This is a genomic window from Streptococcus downii (assembly GCF_004353325.1).
GTDB classification, from domain to species: Bacteria; Bacillota; Bacilli; order Lactobacillales; family Streptococcaceae; genus Streptococcus; species Streptococcus downii.
The window spans coordinates 407,341-420,902 of sequence record NZ_MZNX01000009.1 but is presented as its reverse complement, the minus strand read 5'-3'; the positions used below and the strand labels follow the sequence as shown (position 1 = coordinate 420,902).

11 protein-coding genes and 1 CRISPR repeat array (1 of these 12 running past the window's edge) are annotated in these 13,562 nt (G+C 40.3%); of the genes, 2 read left to right on the top strand and 9 right to left on the bottom strand.

Annotated elements, in window-relative coordinates:
- Window positions 1-66 precede the first annotated feature (66 nt).
- Window positions 67-1,515, top strand: coding sequence for an alpha-amylase (locus E2R31_RS08355; protein WP_132973934.1), 1,449 nt, complete (start codon window positions 67-69; stop codon window positions 1,513-1,515).
- Between the two features lie 87 nt (window positions 1,516-1,602).
- Here E2R31_RS08355 and alaS read toward each other — a convergent pair whose 3' ends face one another.
- The 9 genes from alaS to cas6 all read right to left on the bottom strand — a co-directional run bounded on the left by alaS (window position 1,603) and on the right by cas6 (window position 12,302).
- On the bottom strand, window positions 1,603-4,221 hold the full coding sequence (gene alaS / locus E2R31_RS08350; protein ID WP_132973932.1) for an alanine--tRNA ligase: 2,619 nt from the start codon (window positions 4,219-4,221) through the stop codon (window positions 1,603-1,605).
- 22 nt (window positions 4,222-4,243) lie between these two features.
- The gene (locus E2R31_RS08345; protein WP_132973931.1) at window positions 4,244-4,729 is read right to left on the bottom strand and encodes an LURP-one-related/scramblase family protein; all 486 of its coding nucleotides are present in this window, start codon (window positions 4,727-4,729) and stop codon (window positions 4,244-4,246) included.
- Between the two features lie 296 nt (window positions 4,730-5,025).
- Window positions 5,026-6,315 carry a type III-A CRISPR-associated CARF protein Csm6 gene (csm6, locus tag E2R31_RS08340; protein WP_165941808.1) on the bottom strand — a complete coding sequence of 430 codons (1,290 nt, stop codon included), beginning with the start codon at window positions 6,313-6,315 and terminating at the stop codon, window positions 5,026-5,028.
- Window positions 6,312-7,391, bottom strand: coding sequence for a type III-A CRISPR-associated RAMP protein Csm5 (gene csm5 / locus E2R31_RS08335; RefSeq protein ID WP_132973930.1), 1,080 nt, complete (start codon window positions 7,389-7,391; stop codon window positions 6,312-6,314). The genes csm6 and csm5 overlap by 4 nt, the downstream gene beginning before the upstream one ends.
- Complete coding sequence (gene csm4 / locus E2R31_RS08330; RefSeq protein WP_132973929.1) at window positions 7,388-8,293, bottom strand: type III-A CRISPR-associated RAMP protein Csm4; 906 nt, start codon at window positions 8,291-8,293, stop codon at window positions 7,388-7,390. The genes csm5 and csm4 overlap by 4 nt, the downstream gene beginning before the upstream one ends.
- A 1-nt stretch (window position 8,294) precedes the next feature.
- Window positions 8,295-8,957: a type III-A CRISPR-associated RAMP protein Csm3 gene (gene csm3, locus E2R31_RS08325; RefSeq protein WP_093585740.1), complete on the bottom strand. Its 663-nt coding sequence runs from the start codon at window positions 8,955-8,957 to the stop codon at window positions 8,295-8,297.
- A complete protein-coding gene (gene csm2, locus E2R31_RS08320; protein ID WP_132973928.1) occupies window positions 8,957-9,337 on the bottom strand; it encodes a type III-A CRISPR-associated protein Csm2 in 381 nt (126 codons plus the stop codon). Before csm2 ends, csm3 begins: the two co-directional genes overlap by 1 nt.
- Window positions 9,338-11,590 (bottom strand): type III-A CRISPR-associated protein Cas10/Csm1, encoded by a 2,253-nt coding sequence (gene cas10 / locus E2R31_RS08315; protein WP_132973927.1) that lies wholly within the window; start codon window positions 11,588-11,590, stop codon window positions 9,338-9,340.
- The gene (gene cas6 / locus E2R31_RS08310; protein WP_084948843.1) at window positions 11,571-12,302 is read right to left on the bottom strand and encodes a CRISPR-associated endoribonuclease Cas6; all 732 of its coding nucleotides are present in this window, start codon (window positions 12,300-12,302) and stop codon (window positions 11,571-11,573) included. Before cas6 ends, cas10 begins: the two co-directional genes overlap by 20 nt.
- A gap of 775 nt (window positions 12,303-13,077) precedes the next feature.
- On the opposite strand from cas6, the gene E2R31_RS10170 reads away from it, so the two are divergent.
- Entirely contained in the window at window positions 13,078-13,164 is an 87-nt protein-coding gene (locus tag E2R31_RS10170) for a YopX family protein (protein WP_380439960.1), read from the top strand.
- Window positions 13,165-13,285: 121 nt separating this feature from the next.
- Window positions 13,286-13,562: a CRISPR direct-repeat array (repeat unit 29 nt; unit sequence GTTTCCGGCCCCTCGCGAGGTAGATAGGT) (it continues 402 nt past the right edge of the window).

Genomic DNA, 13,562 nt, shown 5'->3' with positions numbered 1-13,562 from the left:
ACGTTTGCCTAGTTCTAAACTTTATGGTAGAATAAAACACAACATTGATAAGCAAGAGGAAAAACAATGCAAAATCAGACACTTATGCAATACTTTGAATGGTATCTGCCTCATGACGGCCAACACTGGAATCGACTGACAAATGATGCAGAGCACCTAGCAAACCTTGGTATCAGTCACGTCTGGATGCCACCAGCTTTTAAGGCAACCAATGAAAAAGATGTCGGCTATGGTGTTTATGATCTTTTTGACCTAGGCGAGTTTCACCAAAAAGGAACTGTCCGCACCAAGTATGGGTTTAAAGAAGACTATCTTCAAGCCGTTCAAGCCCTAAAGACGCAGGGAATTCAACCTATGGCCGATGTGGTGCTCAATCACAAGGCTGCTGCCGATCACATGGAAGCCTTTCAGGTTATTGAAGTGAACCCTGAGGATCGTACCGTTCAACTAAGCGAACCCTTTACTATCAATGGCTGGACTCACTTTACTTTCGATGGTCGCCAAGATACCTACAATGACTTCCACTGGCACTGGTACCACTTCACAGGTACAGACTACGATGCCAAACGCCGTAAGTCTGGTATTTACCTGATCCAAGGAGACAATAAAGGCTGGGCAAATGAGGAATTGGTCGATAACGAAAACGGTAACTACGACTACCTCATGTATGCCGACCTAGACTTTAAACACCCTGAAGTCATCCAAAACATCTATGACTGGGCTGACTGGTTCATGGAAACAACTGGTGTAGCTGGTTTCCGCTTGGATGCCGTTAAACACATCGACTCCTTCTTTATGGGAAATTTCATTCGTGATATGAAGGAAAAATACGGTCAAGATTTCTATGTTTTTGGTGAATTTTGGAATCCAGACAAGGAAGCCAATCTAGACTATCTCGAGAAAACAGAGGAACGTTTTGACCTTGTCGATGTTCGCCTCCACCAGAACCTCTTTGAAGCTAGTCAGGCTGGAGCAAGCTACGACCTTCGTAATATTTTCACAGATAGCTTGGTTGAACTCAAGCCTGACAAGGCTGTCACTTTCGTTGACAACCACGATACTCAACGAGGACAAGCCCTTGAGTCTACTGTTGAAGAATGGTTCAAGCCAGCAGCCTATGCCCTTATTCTATTACGCCAAGATGGGCTTCCATGTGTCTTTTACGGAGACTATTACGGCATCTCAGGGCAATTTGCTCAACAAGATTTCAGAGAAGTTCTTGATCGTCTCCTAGCCATCCGAAAAGACAAGGCCTATGGAGAGCAAACAGACTACTTTGACGATGCCAACTGTATCGGATGGGTTCGTTCAGGTGCTGAACATCAATCTCCAATCGCTGTCCTTATCTCAAATGACCAAGAAAACAGCAAGTCTATGTTTGTTGGTCAAGAATGGGCTGACCAAACCTTTGTTGATCTCCTTGAAAATCATCCAGCACAAGTTACAATCAATGCTGAAGGTTATGGAGAATTTCCAGTAGCAGCGGGTTCAGTCAGTGTCTGGGCAACAAAATAAACCTATCAGTTACAAGCCAGATCCAAGCAGATTTGGCTTTTTTGTATGCACAAAAAGACCTACCCTAATGGATAGATCTTTATTGTCTTAAAATTTACCTGCTACTGAATCCAAGAGTTCTTGGATTTTCGCTTGGTTGCTTCCTCCTGCCATGGCCATGTCTGGTTTACCACCACCACGTCCATCGACGATTGGAGCCAATTCTTTGACAAGGTTTCCTGCATGCACATCTTTTGTCTTGCTAGCTACAAGAACATTGACTTTGTCACCGATAGCTGCAACTAGGACAAGCACATCAGAGTAGTCTTTTTGTTTCCAGTTATCCGCAAAGGTGCGAAGGGCACCTGCATCTGATACAGAAACTTGGCTTGCAATGTAACGGTGTCCGTTGACTTCCTTCACATCCTTGAAGACATCGCCTGCGGCTGCTGCTGCTGCTTTTTCCTTCAATTCTGCATTTTCTTTTTGAAGCTGACGGAGTTGTTCTTGAAGCCCTTCCACCTTGTGGGGTACTTCTTTGAGTTGAGGTGCTTTCAAGGTTGCTGCGACTGCTTTCAGAGCGTCTTCTTGTTCACGGTAGGCTTCAAAGGCTTCCTTACCAGTCACTGCCAAGATACGGCGAGTTCCTGATCCGATTCCTTCTTCTTTGACAATCTTGAAGAGACCAATCTCAGAAGTGTTGCCAACGTGGGTACCACCACAAAGTTCCACTGAGTAGTCACCAATCGTAACAACACGAACTTCCTTACCGTATTTCTCACCAAAGAGGGCCATAGCACCCATTTCTTTAGCAGTGTCAATATCTGTCTCAACAGTTTCTACTGCAATTGCTTCCCAGATTTTCTCATTGACCTGTTGTTCAATGGCGCGCAATTCTTCAGAAGTTACTGCTTGGAAGTGCGTAAAGTCAAAGCGAAGGAATTCGACCTCATTAAGTGAACCTGCTTGAGTTGCGTGGCTACCAAGGATATTGTGAAGAGCTGCATGGAGCAAGTGAGTCGCCGTGTGGTTCTTCATGACACGAAGACGACGGTCGGTATCGATTGCCAAAGTATATTCTGCATTCAAAGCAAGCGGTGCAAGAACTTCAACAGTATGAAGTGGCTGGCCATTTGGAGCTTTTTGAACATCTGTCACAGTAGCCACGACATTTCCAGCAGCGTCCAAGACTTGACCGTGGTCAGCCACCTGTCCACCCATTTCCGCGTAGAATGGAGTCTCAGCAAAGAACAGGGAGGCAGTTCCTTCTGAAACAGCTTCAACTTCAGCATTGTCCGCTACGATAGCCACCAACTTAGAATGCAATTGACTAGCATTGTAGTTGAAGACACTTTCCACTGTGATATTTTGAAGGGTTTCATTTTGCATTCCCATTGAGCCGCCTTTGACAGCTGACGCACGCGCACGTTCTTGCTGTTCTTTCATGGCTGCTTCAAAATCTTCACGGTCTACAGTCATCCCAGCTTCTTCAGCGATTTCTTCCGTCAACTCAACTGGGAATCCGTAAGTGTCGTAGAGTTTGAAGACATCTTGCCCAGCAATCACAGATTGACCTTTTTCTTTCAAGTCTGCTACAATGGTTTCTGCAAAGTGTTGACCTGAGTGAAGGGTACGAGCAAATGACTCTTCCTCGCTCTTAACGATTTTCTCGATAAAGTCACGTTTTTCAAGCACTTCTGGATAGTAGCTTTCCATGATTTTTCCAACAGTTGGAACGAGTTTGTAGAGGAAAGGTTCGTTGATGCCCAATTTTTGACCATGCATAGAAGCACGGCGAAGCAGACGACGAAGGACATAGCCACGGCCTTCATTTCCTGGAAGGGCACCATCACCGATTGCAAATGAAAGAGAACGGATGTGGTCAGCGATAACCTTAAAGCTCATGTTATCGCCATCTTGGTCGTAGACCTTACCTGACAATTTCTCAACTTCACGGATAATTGGCATGAAGAGGTCTGTTTCAAAGTTTGTCTTAGCCCCTTGGATAACGGCTACCAAACGCTCCAAACCAGCGCCCGTATCAATGTTCTTGTGTGGCAATTCCTTGTATTCGCTACGAGGAACAGCAGGATCCGCGTTAAATTGTGATAAAACAATGTTCCAGATTTCGATATAACGGTCGTTTTCAATATCTTCTGCAAGCAGACGAAGACCAATATTTTCTGGGTCAAAAGCTTCCCCACGGTCAAAGAAGATCTCAGTATCAGGTCCAGAAGGTCCCGCACCGATTTCCCAGAAGTTGTCCTCGATTGGGATCAAGTGACTTGGGTCTACTCCTACTTCAATCCAGCGGTTGTAAGAATCTTTATCATCTGGATAGTAAGTCATGTAAAGTTTTTCAGCAGGGAAATCAAACCATTCTGGGCTTGTCAAAAGTTCATAAGCCCAAGTGATGGCTTCATCACGGAAGTAATCACCGATAGAGAAGTTCCCCAACATTTCAAACATGGTATGGTGACGTGCTGTCTTCCCTACGTTTTCGATGTCGTTAGTACGGATGGCTTTTTGGGCATTGGTAATACGTGGATTTTCAGGGATGATGGTTCCGTCAAAGTATTTCTTAAGAGTTGCTACCCCAGAGTTGATCCACAAAAGTGTTGGGTCGTTTACTGGAACCAAGCTTACTGATGGTTCTACAGAGTGTCCTTTACTTGCCCAGAAGTCAAGCCACATTTGGCGTACTTGTGCACTAGATAGTTGTTTCATATTGTCTCCTTATTTCACTTGTTTAATTTGATTGGCTTTCCAGCATCTCCACATAGTCAATTGCGACACAGAGGGAAATGACTAAATCTGCATAAGAGTCTTCGAGAACAGTTACAGCATAAGTTGAGGTCAAATGGAAAATTTCTTTCCTAATCTCGGCGATAAGCTGATCACGATCATCTAGCAATTTGAAATTCAAATCCCAGATATTGCCCTCGATACGAAGTCCTAGATGATCAAACTCATACTTATCTCGAAAGAAGGTCAACTTCTTACGAATGACGAAATTTGACCCGTCCCGTAGCTGAATGTTGAAGCGAGGAAGCAAGGTGAAAAATTCTTTGCTGATTTCACTGACTTGCTCACCATAGGCGTCATAGATGGTAAAGGTCTTAGGAATTTGGAAAAATGATCCCTCCACCTGATAGTTCACTACTCCTCTATCATCCTTGATATCAAAGCGTTCGCCTCCGAGACGAAACTTTTGTTTCACGAGAAATGTCTTCATAAACACCTCCAAAAATCAAAAGACAAGCTCACATCACGAAGGGCGAAAAACCGCGGTACCACCTTCATTCAATGAACTTGTCATTCTCTTATTCTTATGCAATTGTCTGATTGAGTAGCATGACTTCCTAGCTTAGATGGCTCGCAGCACCGCCAATTCTCTGGACTAAGGCAACTGAAAATCAATTCTCAACTTTATTATTATATCGTTTTTGGAGGAGTTCGTCAACTGGGAAAACAAGCACTTGCAATCTCATTATATGTATCTTCAGCAAAATAGATTTATTAATAAGTATATTATTGACGAAGTAAGTCAAGCATTTCATTATTGAGTGTTTGATAACAAGAGAAATAGCTTTCATCAATCTCAAATGTATCTTGTAAAATAAAACGCAAGGTATCTATTGTCTGTTGCAATTTCTTAGAATTGACTAGTTTACTATCAATTTCTGACAAGCCATGTGCCACCTTATTTCTCTCATTGTTTAAAGAAATGATAACTCTAAGTGACTTAATTAATTCAGGACTATATTTGTAATACTCTAAAATTTTAGTGTATATAATTAGATTTAGAGTTGTTGTAGGAGAAAAGTCTTCTTTTTTGCCCTCATTTTCATTCTGTGATTTTTTATAATCACTATCTAAATAACCGATAACTTTTTCAAAATCTTGATGTTCTTTGTTTAGCTTAGGTAACTTATTTTTATATGTTATTAGATTCGGATGATTCCTTTTTATTCTATCTTCTAATATAAATTCGACTAATGATTTTGACTTTATCAAAACATCCGCTACTTGATCTCGTTTGTTTAGAATCTCAATCATCAAAAAATAATTAAGAGCTTTTTTTTCAACATCTGAAAGTGAATATTTCTGAATTTCTGAAAGAACTTCTTGTTTTTTAAAAACATTTACTAAGTCAGTTAGAATGATTCTTAAACGAGCTAATTGCTTATTTGAAAGTAGCCCCTTCGAATCTCTCCGGATAACAATCTTTTCAACTGCTAAATAATCATATGACTCTATCAAACTTCTTAAATGACGTTTAATTAAAGAATGATTGAACTTCTCCGCTACATCCATGATACATCTATTGTCATAATTATCCTGATTATCTTCATTATTTTTAAACAGATTATCTTCCTCTTCCTTGGAGAGTATTTTTTGGGGATTGTTAGATGAATTACTAGGAGTGGTAACTTGAATTGCCTGCGTATTATAGTCATCAATTCGGTTTATAGCGAATAGAGCTGATTTTATCTGAGGAGTGCCGGAAGATAGATTTAGAATTAATTCCTCTCCTAATTTAGAATACTCTTTTATAATTTTTCCTATGACCTCATACATTTTATCATACAAATAAACCTCATCATTCCTTAATATTTGCTCATGAATTTTCACATCAGGTTTATAGTCTTTAAATGAAAAAAGGGCTCTCTCAATAAGAGTTTTTTTAACTAACATTTCCTCACTGTAGAGTAAGACGATTCTTTCTGGTTTATATTTTCGAACTATGTGCATTAACGCTGAGTCTCTGTTCTTACTGATAGGATCCGTATTACCTACTGCTGAAATTAAAATTGTCATTTAGTAAACTCCTTAATCATAAAGTTTGCCTTGCCCATCTCATAGAAGGATTCATCATTTATTATCAGTTTACGAGTTGCTTGTGTTGTTTTAACAGATTTCCTTGGTGCTTTTGTAAGTTTCAACACTCCCTTACTAACCATCTTGGTCTTCATTCGACTATACCGTTTTTGTAAGATTCCATCTGCTTGTTGAAATAAGGTTTTTGTCCAGGCTCCACTTCCCGCTCCCAAATAGATAGGATATTGAAGATTTGGCTGAATTTTATTTTCAGGAAAATCTGATAAGAAAAAGTCTTTATATTCTTTGTAGAAGGCTTGCGCTCTCTGTCCTAATTCTTCCATTAGGATTCCAGCTTCCTTAGTAGTTGTAGTAATAGTGAAATTGATTTTAGTTAAGGGCGCGATTGCTTCCCTGTATAAAGGAAGAGACTTGGCAGTTAAGGACTTGGCTGAATAATCCCATTTTTGAACTAGAATAATCTGCTCATTGTTAAATGGAGCACTATCACTAACACGAATAGCATTAAACAAATCATTAAATTCTTGACCCTTTTTAGTACCCCATGGAATCATCTTCTTGTTTTCTTTGGGACTTCTACCACGAAAATCAACTGCATTCTTATTGTTCCAGTCAGGATTTGTGTTCATTAAAATGGTCCGAATGGCTCCCTTTAAGGAACTACCTGGAATATACGGACTCCCAAAAGGGTCTCTAATAAATTTTGCCACTTCATTTATCGTACCTAATTTGGAATCGCGATTATTCTTTTCGATTTCCAAACCAGTCTCAACAATCCGGTAACCACCGAAATCACGATTAGATATCCGGTTATCATCCAAGAAGGAAATCAAGCGATTATTTCTAGCGCTTGGCTTTGTCTCTTGTAAAAAACGCTCAAACTTCTGATCGTATCCTTTCTCCACCATGCGATTATAAAACTTACCTATATTAGGGAAATAAAAGTACCCATTTTCATAGATAAATTCTCGAGAAGTATATTTTTCACCATTCCCAATATGAATAGGAGCCATAGCTAGGAGGCTGAATTGAAAGGTTCTATATTCTGTTTTCATCTTTCTCCCTCCATCTTGAAAAATAGTGGCTTAGCATAGTTTAATACTTCATGCGGGAAATCAAGAGGCCTTACATCTACAATCTGTCCTGTAAAGGTTTCACAGAAAGTAGATCCAGAAGCAAACTTATATAAATCCTGCTTACGATAATTTTCATTAGTTTCTGTACTAAAGGCAAAACCACTTGATTTACTTAGTAAATAGGAACCTGTTTCCATAGCATGTTCAAGTTCCTTTTCAATGGGTAAAGAAGTTGTTAAGGCCATGACTGTTCCTTGATGGACCTTAGTAAGACGATTTTTAAGAGCATCAGGTATGTCTGTAATGGTTAAATCAAACCGTCCATAGCCGCTAGAACGTTTACCCCCAATTCCCGCGTACTGCAAACTTGTCATGAGTTCATTCAAAAGGTCTGATTCGGTAGCAATCACATAGAGAGCAGACTTATCAGCAAATCTAACCGTAGAAACTTGATAAAGAGCCCCATCCACATGAGGTTGGTTTTTAGTGATAATGTTTGTTACTGCATGTTCTGCATCTTCAAAAAGCGTCCCATTTACATAGGAATCAAATTTATCTAAAGGAATAAACTGAAGTTTCTTTGCCATTTTCGCTTGACGTCTTACTTCTTTAACATCCGTTGTTAAGTCTTGCTGATCAAACTTTGGAAATCCAATAGGCTTAGGTAAAAATGGACTTGACTGATAAGGAAAGGCATCAGTCAAAACAAAATCATCTTGACCTGCTAATGACACAAATTCCTCCATTTTCCCCATTTTTTTCGCTTCAATAGCTAAGGCAGAAAATAAGCGATTAGCTGCAAAAGTCATTTTAGAACTATCCAGAGTACCTGCTCCAAAGTGAGCAGACTGGAAGTTCATAATATACATCTTATAGGTCATATTAGACCTCCGTAGTTAAAAGTTCATTCAATTTACTAACATCATAGTTTCCGAAAACTGTATTTGCTTTAAGATTCTCAAAAACAACTTTACCATATCCACGAGATCCTGAACCTCCTAAATAATCAAGTTCCAACAGCTTTAATCCATCAAGAAGCACTTTAAAGTCTTCTTCCACTTGAGCTTGACTCTTGTCTGTCACCTCATAGATCAACTCAAATCCAAAGATACTGTCTCGGATAGCACGTTCAATTTGTCTTGGATTTGCTTCAGCAGTGATACGATCAATAGTATTTTCAAACTTAACTTCAGTATAACCTTTGACAGCTCGTGAATCTAAATCTTTTTTGTTAGTTAGAAAGGCATCTCTAAAAATGAGTCTTCCTACTTTATAGTCTTTGTCTGAACTATTCCCAAAGAGACGACTAATAATTTCCCCATCGTCTCCTGGTTTTTCTGCTAATTTAGTGTTATATACTTTTGCCAGCAGTGTACGCATTTTCCCTTTGATACTAGAACCTGGGATAACAGGTAAGTTTGTAATTGGATCTTTAATCACAGGTGAGTCCGTAGCCCCAATTGCCGCAAATGCATTGCTTGTCCCAATATGAAGTCCTGTTTCGAGACGAATTTGTCCTGTTACTTTAATTTTTGCAAATGCCATTAATCTTTTCCTCCATAAAATTTGAAATAAGCTACTAGCGCTTCCATATAGCGACAAAAACGTTGGAGACTTTCCTTGTTGTTAATTTCTTTTAGAATGTCTAGAATTTCAGCCTTTTTCACCAAGTCTTTAACCGCAGTTTCACGGCCCGATTGATAAACAAACTGCACTCTCAAATAAGCAATTTTGTCAGCTAAATCCTTATACTCTCTAACCTTACTTTCATCAAAGAGGGTACTCGTCAAGCTTAGCAGGTTTCTAATTTTGCTAGTTGTTAAAAGGAATGCTTCAGGGTTCCTAGAATCTCTAGTGTTTCGATTCAGTGATTTAATAACATTCTCTGCCTTATCTACGTAATTATCATCTCTTAAAATTTCCATCTATGAATCCTTTCTAATCTCATAAATATATAGAAGTAAAGCTATCTCTGCTTCCTTACGTTCATTTTTGCTACCTGTATACCAAGAAAAGAATAAATCTTTAAACTCTTTAAACTCTTTAAACTCTTCTTTTTTATCCTTAGAAGTTTGATCCTCTAAGCGCGTCAAATAATAGGCTAATCGAGCAATATTCATACGATCGTAGTTACGAAGGAGCTCAATCAGTCTGTATACAAAACTCTTTCCACGCTCATCTTGAATATTAAAGTAGTATCGGATACTCTTAAGTTTTCCATTATAAACATTGTTAATGAATTGGTCGAACTTCAAGGTATAATTTTTTTCAAAAAGGGAAATACTATCCTTGTCGTTATCCTTTGCTGCTCCTTCTAACTTACCAGTTTCTTCAGCCATGAGGCTAACTGGAGTCTTATCTGGAAAGAGTCCGATCCCTGCTGATAGGGTTAATTTGCCATTTGTCCACTTGATAAAGTTTTGTCGGAGACAAATAGTAAACTCAATAATATCCTGCCAGGAACCAATAGCAAATACATCATCTCCACCGGCATAGATGATTGATAGTTTTTTCTCTTTGGCAAACTGGTTGATATAGACTTTAAAGAAGAGACTCATACTTCTAGAGAAGGTCGCTGACCGTGCCAGAGTATTATACTTGCCACCATCTTGATAGGAGAATCCAGCCATAAAGGCTGCTCCTAGGTCATCCACATCTAGTCTAACGACTGCTAATCGCTTAATCCCTTGTCCAGTTTCACCATCCTGAGATAGTTTAGCATACTCATAAATCTCATCATACTTGTAATCTCCGACAAAGACATGGGTTGCTTTTAGGATATCTGTCCTATAGCTATTCTTGACATAAACACGGTCCCACTCTTCATTAGCGAGGTCGGCTTTGGAAATACCACTAATATAGGCTCCCGGACCTATCGGCAGGCCTTTTTCTTTTGTCACAATATAGTAGTCTTCTTGTATTTCCTTGGCAAAGTGATACATTCCTGCACAGATATGGCAGACTTCTTGATCTTTATACTTGGTAAGCTTTTCGACTGAGTGGCAAATAGCACATTCTCTCTGAGAACTTCTTCCTCCTTGGTTGAGTTCAAGGAGCGTTTTGGCGTCATAGCGAGAAATTTTCTTTTGGGAAATCATCCGACTAGTTGTTTGATAGACTTTTCGATAGTCAGCCAGTGTCGTTGTCATATCATTGGCTGAAAATGGACTCCAACCAAATGCTACGTACAAGCCTGTCTGGAAATGCTTGACCAAAAACTGATTGAATTCTGCTTCAAAGCTAGCCAAGGTCTCTCTAGTTTTTTCGGTGTTTGGAAGGATAAAGTAGGCATGCCCTCCACCGACGTAGAGGAGATTAGCCCTTGTAAGCTCTAACCTTTCCAGTAAGCTGTCAGCGATATGTTCCCCCATAAAATCTAGATACAAGGAACGTGCTTTTAGTTGCTTGGCTGCACCAGCTGTTGCGATATTGTAGATAAAGTCCTGAATCCCTGACAGATCAAAACTTGCTAATAAAAAGGCTTTTTCGCTATAAAAAGCTTCTAAATCCTGCCCCAGTACCTTCTCATAGTCACGGCAATTCTTGTCTGCTAAATAGTCCTCTATGGCTAGGGCAAAGCCAGCTGTCAGACGACTGTAGGTTGCTAGAGAAATATCTGACAATCCTTTGGTTCCTGTCGAAACAGGTACATAGGAAAGAGTAGACTCAAGGAGATTCAAAAGGGCATCTATCTCAGACTGGCTAAAGTCTAATCTCTCAAACTCTTTTTCTAAGGTCTCTACTATCAAGTCATAATCTGACTGGTCAGACGGCTCACTCGATTCCTTAGCATAGTTTGGCTCCCCGTCAAGCTCTAATAGCCGCGCATCAAGATAACGCAGACTAGGGGTATCTAAAAATACATTGAAGATATCCGATTGTTTACTTAGGAAATCCTCTTTCCCTTCATGAGTGTCTACTGCCCCTTTTAGGCCTGAAGCAATCTTTGCGGCAGCAGACGTGATATAGACCAAACTATCAGGAGCCAAGTCCGTCGGCAAATCACTAGAAGTCGCCTTGGCTATCTGCTGGGCTATTTTTTCATTGTCCGAAAAGCGTTTAAACCATTCGGACCCAATGGTACCCAGGTCTTTCTCATCATACCTGGAACCTTGAATCACCTTGCCGATAGCGTGCAAAAGCGATCCATAAACTAAATCAATCTTTTCTTTCTTCAAGTTCTAAACCTCCCATCCCTAAGCTAGTTTTCATACCTAGACCTGAGTATTCCCCAAATTTTAGAAGCATATTGGCGTATGCTTTCAAGGTATTTGGACCTGTAATCTTAAAGGTTAATCTCCCCCTGAAACCAGGTATTTTTTTGCCATGGACTTTAAAATAGCTGGATTCCAATCGATAGCTGGTAATTCTACTATGCTTGACCAAGTAGTCCAAGGTTTCCTCTTCGATTTCCTGACGATTCTCGACCAGACGTGCATACTTCATCATCAAACTCTGAAAGATGAGACGCATGGTCGGAAAGAGCACGTACTCTCCCTGGGAGCGAAATCCTGTCGGAGTTTGAAAATGGATAGTGTAGAGTGACCGATCTTGATTTTCATTAAAAAACTCAAAGAGTTGCTCCGAACTGAGATCTTGCATGGACAAAGACTCCACCATGAGAGTCGGTAAATCATGAAGTTCTACTTTCTTGAGCTCCAATAGAACAGGCAAAATCTGCTTGACAGCCTCATCCGTTAGGAGATGAAGAGACCATAGGGTCTTATCCTTTTGATGGATGATTTTTAGTGAGTAGGGGTTGGTCTCCTGCTCATGTAGCCAAGTCACATAGTCTGGTTCTAGGTTTTCCATGAGAAAACCTTGGAATTTTGTCGATAGCTCGCTCGGTGATTGGTCAATCCGCTTAAATGATAGTTCGATGCGTTTCATATGCCTCCTTTATTGATACAATTGCGCTTTTGGTTTCTCATGAGCGCTTTTTTATTTTACTTTTGGAATCCTTTTCCCTTTTGAAACTGTCCCCTCTCGAGGTAGATAGGGAAATATACCTTTAATAGAGAAACTAAAGCTTACGGTTCTATTCGTAAGTTTCCGGCCCCTCGCGAGGTAGATAGGGATCTATACAAACGATTCATCGCAATCTGGATTGTTCTATCTGCGTTTCCGGCCTCTCTCGAGATGGATAGGTAGCTATACTGATTCAAGGTTATGCTCGTAACACTAACTTGGATGCAAACTTGTTTCCGGCCCCTCGCGAGGTAGATAGGTGTCTATACCTGAGTTTGACCAAAGTACAAACTCTGACTTTATCAAGTTTCCGACCCCTCGCGAGGTTGATATGTGGATATACAAGTAGAAGATACTGAACGTGGATATGGATATATTGTGTTTCCGGCCCCTCGCGAGGTAGATAGGGAGATATACCAAATGGTCGTATGTTATCAATCAAGACCTCCTAAAGTTTCCGGCCCCTCTCGAGGTAGATAGGTATCTATACCCGGCTGGTGGTGGGAGGAGTCAGATGGCCCTTATCCGTTTCCGGCCCCTCGCGAGGTAGACAGGTGTTTATCTTCAAGGTAACTTCGCTAATGTTGGAAAATACATTTTCTAGTTTCCGTCCCTCTCAAGGTAGATAGGTAGCTATACCAAAAAGAAATTGAAGCTGACTATGTGAAACAAGAAGCGTTTCCTGCCCCTCCCGAGGTTGATAGGTATCTATAAAGTTATAGGAAACATCTACGAAAATCCTGAGCTTTTGGAGTTGCCGGCCCCTAACGAGGTAGATAGGTAATTATACTGAACTCGGATTCTTCTCTCATGTTGTAGGAAATGGGTTTTCGCCCCCTCTCGAGGTAAATAGGTAGCTATACTCTGGATGATAAGGGTATATTACGCTTTAAGAACGATGATGAGTTTCCGACCCCTCTCGAGGTAGATAGGTGGCTATACAATAACTGTGCAGCTTGCAGCATGACCAAGTTTCCGGCCCCTCGCGAGGTAGATAGGTTTCTATACAGTAGAGCAGTCACTGAAAGAGCTCATTATCTCAATGTTTCCGACCCCTCTCGAGGTTGATAGGTAGCTATACGGAGGTGAGTACATTATGCTGCAAAAAATAATTGTTAGTTTCCGGCCCCTCGCGAGGTAGATAGGTATCTATACCTTTTTATGGCTTTTTATAATATTTGT